Source organism: Algivirga pacifica (assembly GCF_039543525.1).
GTDB classification, from domain to species: Bacteria; Bacteroidota; Bacteroidia; order Cytophagales; family Flammeovirgaceae; genus Algivirga; species Algivirga pacifica.
Window position 1 is genome coordinate 35398 of record NZ_BAABJX010000020.1, and the last position, 18143, is coordinate 53540.

Genomic DNA, 18143 nt, shown 5'->3' on the forward strand with positions numbered 1-18143 from the left:
ACCTGATAACCTTACATTGACATCGGTTGAACGCTACGCTGTTGAGCACTGCATTGTTGAGGGAATTTTTAATTTTCAATGATTAATTTTCAATTTTCAATTGCAGGACCTATTCTTAAAAATCATTTTCCATTCTGAACTGGTTCAAGAGTTCAAATTCCGAACGAGGTACGAGTAAGGAATTGCTCTTGGATCAAGTGGTTTACTACATCGATTAGGGTTTATACGTACTACTTTTGAACTAGAGATATATTCTTTACTCATACGAAATAAACCGTGATAAGCTCTAATGATTAATTTTCAATTACAAGCCTGTTCATTAAAAGAATAGAAGCTCGTAAAGAACGATTATTGATCCTTTATCCTTAAACCAAAAAGCACTTAACTGTATGTTTACTTGGCGTTTAGTCCACTAATAATATCCCACTATTGAAAATTAATCATTGAAAATTGAAAATTAAGCCTTCCCTCAACAGCAAAATGCTCAACAAAGCTTAGTTCATCGACTCCAACACACTGAAATTATAGTGATCGGCCGCTTGTACATAGGCATATACTTCCTGAGCAGTGGCCCCTAGCTTTTTCTTCTCTAACTCTGCCGTGTAGGCTAAATCCAATGTATGACAACCAAGTTGTTTGGCTCTTAATAATGTTTGATACAAGATCTGCTTATAGGTATTATGTGAACGTACATACGCATAGTCCAATCCCACAATCATCGCATTGTACAGATCCTCATTTACATAGCTAAACATCACACCAACCAATTGTGGAAATTCCGTTCCTGCTTGTTCTGGCTTTAGATACATTTTTATAATGTCATAGTTCGGATTTTGACACATGGCTTTAAAGTAGTCAAAAGGCAACTGGAAGACATTCAAATCCAAAGCTCTCTCAAACACCTTTATATATAACTCATAAAGATGTAACAACTCCTCTTCTGATTCAGGTCTATCGTAACTCAAGGAAAACATATGCTCATAACGCAAAATCTCTTTGCGAACATTATAGCGATACTTTTGTCCCAACTGACCTAGAAAATCATCCGTCGTTTTCCAGTTCAGATCAGTTACTACATAATTATTCAGCAACTGATAACGTACCAAGCCTAATTCCATCATCACATCTTCCAGTTCCTGATCAATCTTCTCTCCAAAGAAGTCTCTCAGCATCATCTTGGTGGCTCCCTTATCCTGCAAAGACGATTGCATCTGCTCCACCAACAATTTCAGTGCTTGTTTCCAATCTTTATGGGACTGATTCAGGTAAACCTGACTTCCCTTGGTAATCAATGTACCTGTCAGAATATTTTGGGAGGTCAAATAATAAGGATCCATCACCCGCTCTGCCTCTACCTTCTCAGAAACGTGTTTTGGAGAGAACATATCTTCCTTGGAGATCGCCGAAGTATAAAACGTTTTCAGGACCACTTCTCCCTGATTGTCTGTAACGACAAAATAATGGAAGTCCCAGTTATTCTCCGGTAATGCCTGATTGGTAAAGGTTTCTTCCAATAAAGTGATATTATCGTAATCCAGGTTTCCGTTTCCTTTGAAGTATTGATTCCAGCTTTCTTTCTTTATTTCATGAATAGAATGGAATAAACGAGTATTCAATGTCTCTACACGCCCCTCTTGTATTGGAGATGTTTCTTCTATTGATATAGAAAACTCCGAAATACCAAATACCTTACTGACCTCCTCGCAGCTACTTCCTATTTCATTAAGGGTCTTCAGATAATTAACCTGTAATCGCATCAGCATCTGATTAATATCTTCCTTGGTTAATCGGCTGTTCACCATAAAGCGCACCCCACCTTTCTTAATCGGTACGGCAGGAAAAGAGGCTGAGTTCATATAAAAGCCGTCATCCTTCATTTTCTTGATCACACTCATCGTAGGATCCGGCAACCCGACCGGAATAAAAAATATAGGAGTATCCGCTTCCAGGTACTGAGGTAAGGAAAGCTCTTTTAATCGCTGATTGGTATAAGCGATCAATTCTTTGAGATACTTTTGTCGTTCCGGCAGCTCATCTGAAAGGTGCAAACGTGCCGAAGCACAAGCCGCTCCCAACATAGGGGGCTGAATAGGGCCACAGAAAATGTAAGTTGCGCCACAATTACGCACCTTGCGGGCCATCATCTCATTAGGAAAAACAATACATCCACCCGCCGTTCCAAAAGATTTATTGAGCGATACTGCCAATACCATCTTATCATGGTGGGCCATATGATGACGTACAACCCCCATTCCGTTCTCTCCTTCCCATCCCATGCCATGGGCATCATCGATATATAGATGAAATTTCTTGTAACGATTCAGCAGCTTTTCGATTTCCTCAAATGCTGCCTTATCTCCATACATAGAGTATACTCCATCTGCCAGGTACCACACCTTATCGTGCTTATTGCTCAATAGCTTGATCTTCTTCTCCAGAGACTCCATACAGTTGTGACGAATCACTGAAGTGGTGATACGTTTGGCCTTCAACTGTTGTGCCGTCATCTGCATACTAGAGTGTGCTTGCATATCAAGGATTACCGCATCATTCTCCCCTACAATCACAGGAAGTGTTGCCAAGTGCCCCAAAGTGGTACTCGCAGAAACAATTACAGGCTTACGAAATATTGCCTCCAAGTTCATTTCCAGTTCCTGATATAACCCTAAGGATAAATAGGTACGGGAAGAAGAAAACTGCGTACCGTATCTGGTCACCGCATCAATCACTCCTTGCTTCAAGGTTTCTTCATGCTCCAAACCTAAATAACTACAAGAACCAAAGTTGGTCATCTCTTCTCCTGCAATCGTTACTTGGCTATCGCCTTCCAGTATTTGGTCTTGGGTATAGTTATGTACCATCTGATTGGTATAGCCATGCTCTATCAATCTATGAAGGGTATCTAGTGTATTTGACATCTTAGTAGTAATGGATATATTTTTTTAACTCTTCTGGGTAAAACGCATAGTATATCCCGCAAATAAAAATTCTCCTTATTGTTTTTTCATAAAATAGCAAGGGACAATGGGTGGACAACATGTGATTTATTATTTGGAATGGGGAATAATAATAGAGAGGGACTGAATTATATTCTGAATAAAAAATACAATTTATTCTTCATCCAATACTGTAACTTTTTACCTTTTCCGTATTATTAGAATATCATCAAACAGAAATCCATAACCCCTAAATACTATGCAAGTACTGACAAAAAACATTTGGCTATACATTGGTTTTAGCCTTTTACTATCCCAAGTGCTTCCCAGCTGCAAATCGAGTCAAAAAGAAACTGATACTCCTCCTACCGTACAGCAAACTCCTCCCAAACCAACAGATTTAGAGATAGAATTTGCAGAAGAAGTAGAGGTGGCCGATGAAATGGTTGTAGGCGCTCCGGCTCCCGCCCAACGTGCATACGAAAGAAAAGTAAAAGATGCTCCCATGGCTCCTCCACAAGATTCGGAAACTTATCATATGATCGAGGAGAATACCTTCCTATCTGTCAATAGTCAACCTCGTTCCACCTTCTCTATTGATGTGGACAAGGCCTCTTATGCCAATATGCGTCGCATGTTGAATATGGGACAGCAACCCGATAAAGATGCCGTTAAAATTGAAGAGCTGATCAATTACTTTGACTACGATTACCCACAGCCCAAAGGACAACACCCTATCGCTGTGATTACAGAAACGGCTACCTGTCCATGGAACACAAAGCATCAGTTACTGCATATTGGTTTAAAAGGGAAAGAGCTTCCAAAAGCAGAGTTAAAACCCAATAACCTTGTCTTCTTATTGGACGTATCGGGGTCTATGTCAGACTATAACAAACTTCCGTTATTAAAATCCTCTCTGGAGATATTACTGGATCAACTGAATGAAACCGATAAAGTGGCCATTGTCGTTTACGCAGGTGCTGCCGGCATTGTACTCCCCTCAACACCTGTACAAGAAAAAGATAAAATTCTTGCAGCCCTCAATCAGCTAGAAGCCGGAGGGTCTACCGCAGGTGGGGAAGGTATTGAGCTGGCCTATAAAGTAGCCGAAGAAAACTTCCTGAAAGAAGGGAATAATCGTATTATCCTGGCAACGGACGGAGACTTCAATGTAGGCGCCAATAGCCCAAGAGAGTTACAGGATATGATTGAAGAAAAAAGAACTTCAGGGATATACCTTACCTGTTTAGGCTTTGGGATGGGGAACTATAGAGATGATATGCTAGAAACACTTTCCCAAAAAGGAAATGGTAATCACGCCTATATCGATACCCGTCAAGAAGCCCTGAAGGTATTAGGGACAGAGTTTGCAGGAACACTCTATACCATTGCCAAAGATGTCAAGATACAGGTGGAGTTTAACCCTGCCACCGTACAGGCCTACCGCCTGATCGGATATGAAAACCGTAAGCTCAATAATGAAGACTTTCAGGATGATAAAAAAGATGCAGGAGAGATCGGCGCCGGCCATACCGTTACCGCCTTATACGAAGTGATTCCTACTGGCGTAGAAAGTGAGTTCCTAAAAGATGTAGAGGACCTGAAATATCAGGAAACCGTACCAACAGGAAACCAATCCGAGATAGCAACCGTCAAGTTTCGTTACAAGCCACCACAAGGAACAAAAAGTATCCTGATGGAAGAAGTCGTTAAAAAACAAGAACAGCAATGGAGCAAAAGCTCAGAAAACTTCCGCTTTTCGGCTGCGGTAGCCCTATTCGGCATGTTGCTGAGGGATTCCAAGTATGTTGCTGAGGGAGATAAAAAGCTGGTCTCAGAGCTTGCTACTGAAGCAAGAGGGAAGGATGAAGAGGGGTATAGAGCGGAGTTTATACGATTGGTGAGGGGGTATTAGAAAGGCAGTAAGTTTATCGGTTATTGTTTATCGCTTAATTAAGGTTGAATAAATAACCGACACACTTCTTACGTGAAGAGATGGGTTGAAGACTTACCGTCCCTACCCACCTCTATGTGATGTCATCCTTTCGGGATTATACCATAAAACCCTGAAAGGGAGACATTACATAGGGGCGGATTTTAATCCGTCACTATACGGAATATGACAGATAAATATTCAAACTTAATAAACCCCAGGCTCTTTTAGAAATACCGCTTTGGACGTATTGGTGATGAATACGATTAATCAAGGCCTGTTATTAAAAATAAAATAGGCCTTATAGCTATCCGAAGCACTGCTCTTTCGAGGACCCTCGCGTCACGCGAGGGCCTACGTTGTATCATAATGAATAAAATAATTTTTATAAACAGGCCCTACTTTTACCTTATACCTCTTACCTTTTACCTTCTACCTCCTCTCCTTTTTTCCAGACATATGTAGGCTTTAACCTTCCTTGCTGGTAAAGAATTTCCTGATAGGTCTCACATGGGAAAGCCACCATATCACCTAGCATTCCTTCTGCCAAACGACCTCTGTCATTTAGGTTTAAGGCTGCTGCTGCGCGGTAGGTTATACCGGCAAATACTTCTGCTGAGCTTAACTTCTCTGAGGCGCTCAATACGGCTGCTTGCATCAACAGATCTCCCATAGGTGCTGAACCGGGGTTCCAGTCTGTCGCAATTGCCAAACATGCTCCAGCATCCAACAGCTTTCGGGAAGGGGTATATTGCATCCCCAGTCCTAAAGAAGCTCCCGGAAGTGCTACGGCTACCATATCAGAATCTGCTATTAATCTAATTTCTTCTTCTGTACTAGACTCCAAGTGTTCTACAGACACCGCTCCTACTTCTTTGCCGACAGCACTTCCTCCAGTAGAGAACTGGTCAGCGTGAATGGTAATTTCAAAACCCATAGCCTTTGCTGCTAATAAGTAAGAAACTGATACCTCCTCATTAAATGCCGTATCCTCAATAAAGATATCAACACGATTCGATAAACCTTGTTGCTTGATTTCCGGCAGTAGATTTTCCAGAATATACTGAAGATAAGCCGCTGCATCTCCCTCAAAATCCTTTGGCTTGATGTGCGCGGCCAAACACGTAGATACCAAGTCTGCTTTTACTTCCCGATCGGCATTTTTAATGGCCTTCAACATCTTCAATTCATTTTCTACATCCAAAGCATACCCACTTTTCACCTCAATAGTAGTAATGCCATCCGCAAGGTGACGATTTGCTCTCTGGATTGTAATATTTGTCAATTCCCCCTCGGAAGCAGCACGGGTCTTCGTCACAGAATCCCAAATACCTCCTCCTGCACGGGCAATCTCCAGATAAGGCTTACCCGCAATACGCATGGCATAATCCCTAGCCCTGTTGCCTCCCCAGCAGATGTGCGTATGGCAATCTACAAAAGAAGGTAGCAATACCATGGATTCTTGAATCTCGGTCACTGCTACCTCAGGGTTTTCTTTTTGTAATTTGTCAAATGTATCCACTGCCAGAATCTTGCCATCTTCTAGCAATACTCCTGCCTGTTCTATAATTTTTAAATCCTCATCAGCAATCGCTCCTTTCATTGGAAGATCGGCCAATGGGAGCGCTTGTGTAAATGGTCCTATTAGTTTCATGTTGAATCGTTGAATTGTTGAATTTCACCTTCGGTGAGTTGAATCGAGTTGAAGCGTTGATTTGAGCTATATCAAAAAACAATTCAACTCAAATCAACGATTCAACCAGTAGCGTAGCTACCTCAACGATTCAACATTAAATTAACATATCGTTATCATCACCTACTTTTTTCGCAATGTCATACCCTGCATCCGCATGACGGAAGATACCCATGGCAGGGTCATTGTAAAGTACTCGACGGATACACGCTTCTGCACGATCTGTACCGTCTGCCAGAATCACCTGACCTGCGTGCTGAGAGAAGCCCATACCTACTCCTCCACCGTGGTGGAAAGACACCCATGTTGCACCACCTGCCGTGTTGGACATTAAGTTTAGTAATGGCCAGTCTGATACAGCATCTGAACCGTCTAGCATAGACTCTGTCTCACGGTTTGGAGACGCTACAGATCCACAGTCCAGGTGATCACGACCGATTACGATTGGTGCTTTTACCTTACCGGTTCTTACCAATTCGTTGAAGATCAAACCTGCTTTTTCTCTTTCGCCCATACCTAACCAGCAAATACGTGATGGCAAGCCCTGAAAAGCAATTTTCTCTTTTGCTTCGTCCAACCATTTGATCAAGTGCGTGTTCTCTGGGAACGCCTCTCTCAATGCCTGATCTGTGACATAGATATCCTCAGGATCTCCTGAAAGTGCTGCCCAACGGAATGGTCCTTTTCCTTCACAGAACAATGGACGAATATATGCTGGCGTAAATCCAGGGAAGTTGAATGCGTTCTCACATCCACCTTGTCTTGCAAACTCACGAAGGTTATTACCGTAGTCAAAGGTAATTGAACCTCTTTGCTGAAGCTCCAACATAAATTCTACGTGTCTTGCCATACTCTTCAGTGAAAGCGCTTTATACTCTTCAGGGTTTTCTTTACGAAGCTTGGCCGCTTCTTCCAAAGAAAGTCCATTAGGTATATACCCATTTACAGGATCATGTGCGGAAGTCTGATCCGTCAATACATCTGGCGTGATATTATCCTGGATCAAACGCTCCAATACATCTCCGATATCGCCTACCAAGCCTACAGAAACTGCTTCACCTTTTTCTTTTGCTTCCATCACCCACTGAATCGCCTCTTCATAAGAGTGCGTCATCTTATCGATATAGCGCGTCTCCAGACGTTTCTCAATACGTGTAGGGTCAATATCTACGCCAAGGAATGTGGCCCCTGCCATGGTCGCTGCCAATGGTTGTGCTCCACCCATACCACCAAGACCACCTGTCACCAAGAGCTTATGACGAAGGTCGCTGTTGAAGTGCTTTTGTCCACAAGAAACAAACGTTTCATACGTTCCTTGCAGGATCCCTTGTGTTCCGATATAGATCCATGAGCCGGCCGTCATTTGTCCGTACATCATCAATCCTCTTTCCTTCAACTCATCAAAGTGTTCCCATGTTGCCCACTCCGGCACCAGATTACTATTGGCAATCAACACTCTTGGCGCCTCTGGATGTGTACGTACCACTCCAACCGGCTTACCAGACTGTACCAATAGGGAATGGTGTTCATCCAGCTCCAGCAATACCTCGATAATCTTCTCTAAAGATTCCCTGTTTCTTGCTGCCTGACCGATACCACCATATACGACCAACTCTTCAGGAATCTCCGCTACTTCTGCATCCAAATTGTTCAATAGCATACGAAGAGGAGCCTCTGTCTGCCATGATTTTGCATGTAGCGTATTTCCTGTTGGTGCTTTATATACAGGATGCTTAGCGTATTTCTCAATAAATTCCGAAGGTGTCATTCTCTTTTCCATTTATATCAATGTTATTTTCTTGTGCAATTTGATTGGCTGCTTCTACTAATTTCTTATTCCTGATCAGCGTCTCCAACGTATTTAGATCATAGGCAAAGATGCGGTCCTCTGGAGCGAACGGAATATGCTCACGGATCATCTCATGTACTCCATCAATCACAACACTGGATTTCAATGGCCTCTTGAAGTCCAATCCTTGTGCTGCTGAAAGTAACTCCACGGCTAAAATTCTCTCTAGGTTCGTGATAACCTGATTCAGCTTACGACCACTCACCGATCCCATGGATACGTGATCTTCCTGTCCCAATGAAGTAGGAACACTATCCGCACTTGCAGGGAAACAAAGTGTCTTATTTTCCGTCACCAATGCTGCAGAGGTATATTGAGGGATCATAAATCCAGAATCCAATCCTGTATTTTCCATCAATAGTTTTGGCAATCCATAACGTCCCTCAATCATCATATAGCTACGACGATCTGAGATGTTCCCCAACTCCGCTGCTGCGATGGTCGCATAATCCAAAGGAAGTGCCATAGGCTGTCCATGGAAGTTACCACCACTGATCGTATTTTCTGAATCCAGAATAATCGGGTTGTCCGTTACCGAGTTCAGCTCAATCTCTGTCATCTCCTTCAAGTGTAACCAAGCATTTCGAGACGCTCCGTGTACCTGTGGCATACAACGCAAGGAATACGGATCCTGTACACGGTCACATTCTGCATGAGAGGTTAAGATCTCCGAGCCTGCCAATAGGTTGCTTAGACGATTAGCTACATACTTGGTGCCTTTGTAAGGACGAATGCGATGCAACTCCTCAATAAAAGGTCTTCCCGATCCCATTAAGGCCTCCAGGGAAATCGCGCCAATAATATCAGCGGTATCTAATGCATTCTGCAAACGCTCCACAGCTCTCACAGCAAATGAAAGGATAAACTGCGTACCATTGATCAAAGCCAACCCTTCTTTTGGCCCCAATTGGATTGGCTCAAGTCCCTCCTTCTGCATCACTGCCTTCATTGGCAGGGACTCTCCTTTATAATATACTTCTCCCAAACCAATCAATGGAAGGAATAAATGTGACAAAGGTGCCAGGTCACCAGAAGCCCCAACAGAACCTTGCTCAGGAACCAGAGAGATTACATTATTATCTATATGCCATACAATACGCTCCAACGTAGCCAATGCAATACCAGAATACCCCATTGCTAAGGCATGTACTTTGGTAATCATCATCAACTTTGCTACTTCCTCAGGAATCGGATTCCCCATCCCTACACTGTGGCTTTGAAGAATTTTATATTGTAACGTAATGGTATCTTCTTCCGAAATTGTAGTCGTACAAAGTGGACCAAAACCTGTATTTACTCCGTAAACTGTCTTTTTGCTTTCTACAATAGTGGCTACATGTTGTGCACTTTGCTGCACTTTCTGCTTCACCTCTTCTGTCAGCACACCCTGAATATTCCCTCTGGCAATATCCAAGGCTAAGCCTACGGTCAAATGGTCATGCCCGTAACGAAATGTGTTATTATTCATATCTGATTAGTGAAGTTTATTCTATTAGAACTTCTATATATAGTTAGTATGCTTATTTTGCTTAATTAGTTCAGTGCAGGAACTTATTTTATATAAGTGCTTATATATTTTAACTTAAAAAAAGAATGTGGCCTCACACATTCTCTTTTGAAATACTATTCCATTCGTCCGAGGACTCTTTCATAAAGAGGTCGCTCTTCCATACTTTTCTCTATTTCACTCAATCCATTTAACAGATGCTTGCTATGTTCTCCTTCCGTTAGCAATTCATCCATAGTCTCTTGTAGGTGTACCCATATTTTACGCACCTGATTCTTCATTACTTTTCCTTCATCAGTCAAAGTAATCAGCCTTCTTCTTCCATCATCAGGATCTTTTTCCATCTGTACCAACCCTTTCTTTTCCAAGTTAGAAATTAACTGGCTGATTGCAGAATGGCTTACCTCCAATTTATCCGATATTTCAATTAAAGAAATATGATTTTTCTGATCCAGTAAATAAAAAACTGGGAACCAAGAGGCGTCAAAAGGAACACCCTCTTCCTGATAAATTTTATTAACCTCTGCTAAAAAGCGCTCACTTAGTCGTCTTAAACGACTTCCAAAAATCAACGCACCTAAATCCTGATAAAAATTCATTGGACTATTAAAAATATAAGTACTTATATATCTATAACGCTATTATAGAAAAAAATCTTCAAAAAACCATATTGGAGCTGCCTTTTTGTTATATACATATATAATATCTATTTAGTTCGGCGTTTATTATCTAAATCATCGGTATTCTAAACGTATAAAATATGGTAGAGGCTATCACCCACGACATTCGCGTAAGCATAGAAAGCTCTTTTCAGGAAGAATATGCCAACATCCAACATTCTAACTTTGTATATACCTATGAAGTCACCATTGAGAACTTAGGGGATTACAGTATACAACTCATCAGTAGGGAATGGTACATTGTTGATGCCAATGGCAAACATACGCATGTTTCGGGGGAAGGGGTAATCGGCCTACAGCCCATAATTGATCCACAAGGTAAACACTGCTATGAATCAGGATGTCATCTTTCTGCCGAAATGGGGAAGATGTATGGAAAGTACTTTATGAAACGTCTAATTGATGGGGCAATCCTAGAGGTAGAAATTCCTGTTTTCTTTCTGATTCCAAACTATAAACTCAACTAATTCTTTATTACTTATTCCACAACCTACACAATCCATATTTCTCACCTTTTTCCTCTTCTGGAAGCAGCATCCCACCACTTTTAAATTAATACTTAAAATAGTCCTATTGACAACATAAAAAGGGAAGGATATTTTCCCTCCATGTATTAAAATAGGTAAATTCTACATGTTTTTTTTTAAGATTCATTTTATATTCAAATATAATCAAATGAAAAAAAACATTTCTAAATCAAGAAATTAAAGATAAAGCCGAGTAGCACACAGAGTAGTTCATCAGTTACAGATTGCATAGAAAGGCAGGTCTCCGTGGGACTTGCTTTTTTTTTGTGGTAAAAAACAAGGGACATATAAGTAGAGAGGATACCACAAAATTCCTATAAGTCAAAAGGATGATTATAAGTAGGGACAGGCTCAATGTTGTCAACTTAAGGAAAGTGCATGTAGAAAGAGTAGTACAAACCCGCTGCAGGCTGTATCATGACATACGTGACGCTACAAGCAGTTTCTACCTCACTTACTGTTCATCAAACGACCACAAGGGTCCTCACTACTTGAGGGAAATCTTATTACTACGATCAGTAGAATCTGCGAAATACTCTTTCAGCTTCTGTCTAATCTCTAATGTAGAAAGATTATGAAAAATACGTCCACCACGTATATAAGACATTTGACCAGTTTCTTCAGACACTACTAATACTGCGGTATTAGTTACTTCTGTCATACCAATACCAGCACGGTGTCTTAAGCCCATTGTTGCAGGGATATTCTGATTTTCTGTTACAGGCAAGATACAACGTGCGGCAGTAATTCTATTTTTATAGATCAATACTGCTCCGTCATGAAGGGGACTATTCTTGAAAAAGATCGATAACAAAATCCGTTTAGAGATCTTAGCATCCAGATGATCCCCTGTGTCGGCATAATAGCTCAAGGCATCATCTTTGGAAATCACCATTAAGGCTCCTGTTGCAGAAGCCCCCATTTCTTTCATCGCTTCCACAATTGGAGAAATATCTAGTTCAGTATCCTTATCCTTCCGGCTTCTAAACAAGCGTAATAGAGGGAAATTTTTGAAATCGGTGGAGTTACCTACCAACATCAAGAACTTACGTATTTCTGGCTGAAACAAGATAATGGCTGCCATCACCCCAACCTCCATAAACTGTCCTAAGAGCGCAGAAAGAAGCTCCATTTCTGTCGCTTTGACCACCTGATAAACCAGGTATAGGGAAAGGATTCCCAAAAAGATTTTCAGGGCAACACTTCCTCTAATCAGCTTATAGAGATTAAACAATAGTATTGATACCATAAGAATATCAATAATATCAACCATTTCTATCTCTAGAAAGCCTATCTGAAAGAGCAATATTCCTCGATGAATCTGTGCAAACAATCTATTGTATTTTTAATTGGTGATAATCGGAATGGTAAATAAAGACTGACCACAAGGATCAATTGTATTCTTAACAAAGGTAAAGGATATTCCATGGAATATCTATTCTCTCAACAATTGAATCACCTGTTTGGCTTCTTTTACATCGTGAACCCTCAATAAGCTTGCGCCATTCTGTATTGCGATTGTATTCAATACAGTGGTACCATTCAACGCTTCAGCAGGGGTGATATCCAGCTTTTTATAAATCATGGACTTACGAGAAAGCCCAGCCAAAATAGGATAATTCAAGATCCGTAGCTCACCTAAACAATGCAGCAACTGATAATTTTGCTCCACCGTTTTAGCAAAACCAAACCCCGGATCAATGATAATATCTTTACCACCTGCAGCCAGGAACTTATCTGCTTGTTGATGAAAGAAATCCAACAGTTCACCAACCAAATCGCTATATTGTGTCTTTTGTTGCATTGTTTGCGGTGTTCCCCTCATATGCATCATAATGTATGGCACTTGCAAGCCCGCTACAACTTCCAGCATTTGTTGATCCAATTGTCCACCAGAGATATCATTTACTATATGCGCCCCTTGCTGAATGGCAGCCTCTGCCACTTCTGAACGGAACGTATCTATAGAAATCAATGCCTGCGGAAATGCCTCAGACAAGGTCTTAATGATCGGTAAAACTCTTTTCTTTTCTTCTTCTACCGATATATCCTCTGCGCCAGGACGAGAAGAGTATCCTCCGATATCCAAAATGTCCGCTCCTTCTTCCAGCATTTTTTGAGCCTGTTGAAAAGCATAATCTATGTGGGCATGCTTTCCCCCATCATAAAATGAGTCTGGAGTGACATTCAAAATCCCCATGACCTTAGGAACTTCCAAGGATACTAGTTTTCCTTGAATACAAATCGTTTTTCGCTCAGTAAATTCGTTAAACTTGTACACTGTCTGTAACCTTTATTATTCTGTTACTCCAAACACTTACTAAAAAAGTTGTTCGGAATACTTCTTTAAATATTCCAAGTCTGGAATAAGTTTCTCTAACATCTATTTTAAATGAGTATAAAAAGTCAGTACTCATCTAAAATAAAGTTAAAGGTACGTTATTCTCTTATCATATTTACTTTCCTCCATAACAATTCAATGCTCAGGCCTGTATTTACTTTGGGAAAATGATTTTAACCATAAGTTTGAAGAAATACTCCTCTAAATTTAACATTCCCGATCTATTAATATTAGAATATTCGTAAATTCGAGCCTATTTATTATATTTTTCAATCAAACGGCAGTAATACCCCTTATCCATGGAGAAGAATACGGAGCTAGAGTACAAGGCAGTGATTAGCAAATGCAAAGCACTTTTTGAGAAGAAAACCTCTGATTATGGTACAGCTTGGAGGATTCTACGTTTGCCTTCTATTACCGATCAAATTTATATCAAAGCACAGCGCATCCGTTCTATACAAGAAAAAGGTACTCAAAAAATTGAGGATAACCTTCAAGGTGAATTTATTGGCATCATTAACTATAGCGTAATGGCGTTGACACAATTAGCGCTAGAAGGAGACGATCGCCTGGAGCTTACAACAGAAGAGGTGATGGAACATTATGAAAAGCACGCTCAGGAAACTATGGACTTGATGCTCAACAAAAACCATGATTACGGAGAAGCATGGAGACAAATGCGGGTGAGTAGTATCACGGATATTATCCTGATGAAACTTCTGAGAGTTAAACAAATTGAAGAAAACAAAGGAAATACCTTAGTATCGGAAGGAGTAGATGCCAATTATCAGGATATGATCAACTACGCAGTATTTGCGCTGATTTTGATGGGATTTGATAAAGAGAAGTAATAGGCAAAAAGTAGAAGGTAACAGGTTACAGAAAACAGATTAACTTTAACAACATGATGCGATTGACAAGCAAATTACTAACATTTTTTGTAGGAGGCACCTTTATATTCTCAGGACTGATCAAGGTGAATGATCCAAAGGGAACAGCAATCAAACTAGAAGAATACTTTACAGTATTTGCAGATGATGTATCTTCCTTTGCTCCTTTTTTGGAAGATTTCTTTCTGGGGCTTATTCCCCTCGCCATGATCTTCTCTATTGTCATTTCATCGTTAGAAGTAATTCTTGGTACCGCTTTACTTTTTGGTTACCGTAAAAAATATACCCTTAAGGCAATACTGGGACTACTTCTCTTTTTCGGGTTTTTAACCTTCTACTCTGCTTACTTCAATAAAGTAACAGATTGCGGTTGTTTCGGAGATGCTATTAAGTTTACCCCTTGGGAATCCTTCACTAAGGATCTGGTGTTATTGGTCGCTACCCTGTTAATCTTTGCACATCCTTACAACAGAAGTGCTAATTATACTTCTTTGTTTTCTACCGTTATGGTTGCTGCAAGCACCCTTGCTTGTGCGGGTATTGCTGGATATGCCCTTATGCACCTTCCTATTGTAGACTTTAGACCCTATAAGATTGGAGCAAATATTCCAGCATTACTATCTCCCACTACTCCTTGTCAGTATGTCTATATTATGGAAAAAGGTGGAGAGGAGTTTGAGTTTCAGAAATATCCAACTGAGCCTGGATATAATTATGTCAGTTCTCGCCTATTGAATGAAGAAGCTTGCATCTCTCCCATTCCAGATTTCAACTTCACCGATGCAGATGGTAATGATTATACCAACACATTACTTAGTGGAAATAAATTAGTCATCATCATAGAGCTCGTTAGCAAAGCCAACCAGGCTCCTTTTGATGATTTTGTAAAATTACAAAATTCACTAAAAGACAGTAGTATTGAGGTTGTCACTCTGACAGCAGATCCTTCACACTATAAGGCATTTGCTCAGGAAAAAGGGCTTGAATGGCCTTATGCTATAGGAGATGCTACCGTACTAAAAGCCATGATTCGCTCTAACCCAGGTATTATACTATTAAAAGATGGTGTAGTTGCAGGAAAATGGCATTACAATGATACGCCTTCTGCAGAGATCCTCTTGCCTTTGTTATAGTCATTCCAGAAAAGCTTTGATAAGCTAGGAAATAACTTATCGGTTATCGGTTATCGGTTATCGGTTATCGGTTATCGGTTATCGGTTATCGGTTATCGGTTATCGGTTATCGGTTATCGGTTATCGGTTATCGGTTATCGGTTATCGGTTAAGAAAATTATTTTAACCATAAACGGTAAGCTATAACCGATAAATAAAGAAATATACTAGATAAAAAAGCCTTTCGTTATTTGAATAACTGATCATACACAACAAATCTTCTCTTATGGTAAAGTTTATCGTCCGACGTCTTTTTAACGGCTCCCTGGTTATGTTTGGAGTGGTCGTGGTCACCTTCCTGCTTTATCACACCCTACCTGGTGACCCCGTAAATATGATGGCCGGAAACAGTTCCTCCATGGAAACACGTCAACATATGAGGGAAGAGCTGGGACTAGATCAACCATTGCTCCAGCAATTTGTGATCTACATCAATGACCTATCAGTGGTAAGCGTTCATGCCAATACGGAAGAAAATAAGAGCAAATATGACTATTGGTTACTGCTGCCTTTAGGAGAGCATGCCTTGACACTGAAATCTCCCTATTTAAGACGTTCATTCCGTTCCAATAAAAGGGTAGACGACATCTTGTTGGAACATCTACCAGGTACCTTATGGCTCACCTTGGTCTCCATTGTATTTGCAGCAATCGTTGGGATTGTCATAGGAGGCATTGCCGCCTTAAACTATGGTTCTTACATTGACAACTTTCTGATGAGTAGTTCTGTCTTAGGTATCTCTACTCCATCTTTTGTGTCTGCCATTGTTATCTCCATTACTTTTGGGTACTACCTGTCTGACTATACGCACTTAAACATGACAGGATCTTTATGGGAAACAGACCCTATCTACGGGAGGCAGTTACAATTAAAAAATATCATTCTTCCAGCTTTAACATTAGGGATACGTCCGCTGACGATCATCGCACAACTTACCCGTAATGCCATGCTGGATGTACTTTCTCAAGACTATATCCTTACCGCCAAAGCCAAAGGACTCCCTCCTTTTACGATCATCGTTAAGCACGCTCTTAAAAATGCCCTAAACCCGGTTGTTACAGCTATTTCGGGGTGGATGGCCTCCCTGATTACAGGTGCATTTTTTGTAGAGTATATTTTTAAATGGAAAGGAATAGGCATGAAGACGATACAAGCCGTAGAATATCTTGACCTTCCAATTATTATTGGTGCTACTTTAATGATCTCTGGAATCTTTGTACTCATCAACTTATTTGTCGACATCCTGTACGCAGGACTAGACCCTCGTATCCGACTAAACTAAACATTCATGCGAATTTACTTAATTGGAATGCCTGGCTGTGGAAAAAGCACAGTAGGGCATCACCTAGCAGAGGCCCTCAACTATAATTTCCTTGACTTGGACCAAGCAATCGAAGAAAAAGAAGGGAATAGTATTCCTGATATTTTTTCCACAAAAGGAGAAGACTACTTTAGAAAAATAGAGAAAGAGGTTCTGGAAACTACATTACCAGAAAACACCGTTATTGCTACTGGTGGAGGAGCTCCTTGTTTTTTCAATAATATGGGCTTTATCAAGGAGCAGGGACTTGCCATCTTTTTAGATACACCTACGAAGTTATTAGCCGAAAGAGTCCTTCAGCAAAAAGGAAGTAGGCCACTGGTCGATGATCAGCAAAGTCTAGAAAACGTACAGAAAGCATTAGAAGAGAAAAGAAACGACCGGTTAGCTTTTTACATGCAAGCAGACTATCGTATAGATACCTCAGAAGGCACCCCATTACAATTGTCAGAGAGAATTAGTGCTTTCGTCTCCAAGCATTGTTAATTATCGGTTATCGGTTATCGGTTATCGGTTATCGGTTATCGGTTATCGGTTATCGGTTATCGGTTATCGGTTATCGGTTATCGGTTATCGGTTATCGGTTATCGGTTAAGAAAATTATTTTAACCATAAACGATAAGCTATAACCGATAACCGATAAACTTTTTTTAAGCGATAACCGGTAAACGATAAACATTTTTAAGCGGAAAGACTCACTAACAACAATTGTAATAATCCTACCATAAAGCCCAAAACAGCCCCCATTACCTCAATAAAGGTTAACTCTTTTTTGATTACCGACATCAATAGGTCTTCAAACTTTTCATCCGAAAATTCCATTACTTTTTGAACGACCATTTGCTCGATATCTACTTGATCAATCTTCTCAGAGATTTTGACCGTCATTTGAGGAACCATCTCATCAACCATGGTTTCTACTTTTACCTTAATCTGGGTGACCATTTGATCTCCACCAAACATCAATAACATCGCCTCAGCTCCTTTCAGCTTTTCTTCCAGAAAGGCATCCAATTGTTCCATAATTGCTCCTTTAATCTGGTCATGACTTTCATTGGAATTAATCTTGGCACTAATCATTTCCGGAGAGAATAAATCCCTGGCTACAATACGTCCCAACCGTTGGGCTAACATCGGTTTACGTTTAGGAAATATACCATGAAACGTAAAGAATAAAACTTTTACCGGTCTTCTAGGATGAAACAACATCTTAATGGCTACATAGTTGGTAAACCATCCGATTGCAGCGGCAATAACAGGTAAAAAATAGTTTAGCATAATGGTTCAATTAATT

Annotated in this window: 14 protein-coding genes; 6 read left to right on the top strand and 8 right to left on the bottom strand. The window is 40.5% G+C overall.

The window, feature by feature from the left end; all coding sequences use genetic code 11:
* Nucleotides 1–494: 494 nt before the first annotated feature.
* Nucleotides 495–2918, bottom strand: a complete 2424-nt coding sequence (locus ABD985_RS05445) for an aminotransferase class I/II-fold pyridoxal phosphate-dependent enzyme (RefSeq protein WP_345369864.1) — start codon at nt 2916–2918, stop codon at nt 495–497.
* A 277-nt stretch (nt 2919–3195) separates the two neighbouring features.
* Here ABD985_RS05445 and ABD985_RS05450 point away from each other — a divergent pair, with 277 nt between their 5' ends.
* Nucleotides 3196–4851 (top strand): vWA domain-containing protein, encoded by a 1656-nt coding sequence (locus ABD985_RS05450; RefSeq protein ID WP_345369865.1) that lies wholly within the window; start codon nt 3196–3198, stop codon nt 4849–4851.
* Between the two features lie 436 nt (nt 4852–5287).
* On the opposite strand, the gene hutI is transcribed toward ABD985_RS05450, so the two are convergent.
* The 4 genes from hutI to ABD985_RS05470 all read right to left on the bottom strand — a co-directional run bounded on the left by hutI (nt 5288) and on the right by ABD985_RS05470 (nt 10517).
* Complete coding sequence (gene hutI / locus ABD985_RS05455; RefSeq protein WP_345369867.1) at nt 5288–6523, bottom strand: imidazolonepropionase; 1236 nt, start codon at nt 6521–6523, stop codon at nt 5288–5290.
* Nucleotides 6524–6659: 136 nt separating this feature from the next.
* Nucleotides 6660–8330: a urocanate hydratase gene (hutU, locus tag ABD985_RS05460; RefSeq protein WP_345370234.1), complete on the bottom strand. Its 1671-nt coding sequence runs from the start codon at nt 8328–8330 to the stop codon at nt 6660–6662.
* Entirely contained in the window at nt 8308–9879 is a 1572-nt protein-coding gene (hutH, locus tag ABD985_RS05465) for a histidine ammonia-lyase (protein ID WP_345369869.1), read from the bottom strand. Before hutH ends, hutU begins: the two co-directional genes overlap by 23 nt.
* A 155-nt stretch (nt 9880–10034) precedes the next feature.
* On the bottom strand, nt 10035–10517 hold the full coding sequence (locus tag ABD985_RS05470; protein WP_345369870.1) for a MarR family winged helix-turn-helix transcriptional regulator: 483 nt from the start codon (nt 10515–10517) through the stop codon (nt 10035–10037).
* Nucleotides 10518–10678: 161 nt separating this feature from the next.
* Between ABD985_RS05470 and apaG the strand changes: the two genes are divergently transcribed.
* Nucleotides 10679–11065, top strand: coding sequence for a Co2+/Mg2+ efflux protein ApaG (gene apaG / locus ABD985_RS05475; protein ID WP_345369873.1), 387 nt, complete (start codon nt 10679–10681; stop codon nt 11063–11065).
* 547 nt (nt 11066–11612) lie between these two features.
* Here apaG and cdaA read toward each other — a convergent pair.
* Together cdaA and folP are read right to left on the bottom strand one after the other, a co-directional pair.
* Complete coding sequence (cdaA, locus tag ABD985_RS05480) at nt 11613–12398, bottom strand: diadenylate cyclase CdaA (protein ID WP_425550436.1); 786 nt, start codon at nt 12396–12398, stop codon at nt 11613–11615.
* Between the two features lie 162 nt (nt 12399–12560).
* Nucleotides 12561–13406: a dihydropteroate synthase gene (gene folP / locus ABD985_RS05485; RefSeq protein WP_345369876.1), complete on the bottom strand. Its 846-nt coding sequence runs from the start codon at nt 13404–13406 to the stop codon at nt 12561–12563.
* Between the two features lie 359 nt (nt 13407–13765).
* Here folP and ABD985_RS05490 point away from each other — a divergent pair, with 359 nt between their 5' ends.
* From ABD985_RS05490 to ABD985_RS05505, 4 genes are all read left to right on the top strand, one after another.
* Complete coding sequence (locus tag ABD985_RS05490; protein WP_345369877.1) at nt 13766–14317, top strand: DUF1599 domain-containing protein; 552 nt, start codon at nt 13766–13768, stop codon at nt 14315–14317.
* Nucleotides 14318–14370: 53 nt separating this feature from the next.
* Nucleotides 14371–15489, top strand: coding sequence for a BT_3928 family protein (locus tag ABD985_RS05495; protein ID WP_345369878.1), 1119 nt, complete (start codon nt 14371–14373; stop codon nt 15487–15489).
* A gap of 265 nt (nt 15490–15754) precedes the next feature.
* Nucleotides 15755–16810, top strand: coding sequence for an ABC transporter permease (locus ABD985_RS05500; RefSeq protein WP_345369880.1), 1056 nt, complete (start codon nt 15755–15757; stop codon nt 16808–16810).
* Nucleotides 16811–16816: 6 nt separating this feature from the next.
* On the top strand, nt 16817–17335 hold the full coding sequence (locus ABD985_RS05505) for a shikimate kinase (protein ID WP_345369882.1): 519 nt from the start codon (nt 16817–16819) through the stop codon (nt 17333–17335).
* Nucleotides 17336–17530: 195 nt separating this feature from the next.
* Here ABD985_RS05505 and ABD985_RS05510 read toward each other — a convergent pair whose 3' ends face one another.
* The gene (locus ABD985_RS05510) at nt 17531–18127 is read right to left on the bottom strand and encodes a DUF445 domain-containing protein (protein WP_345369884.1); all 597 of its coding nucleotides are present in this window, start codon (nt 18125–18127) and stop codon (nt 17531–17533) included.
* Between the last annotated feature and the right edge of the window lie 16 nt (nt 18128–18143).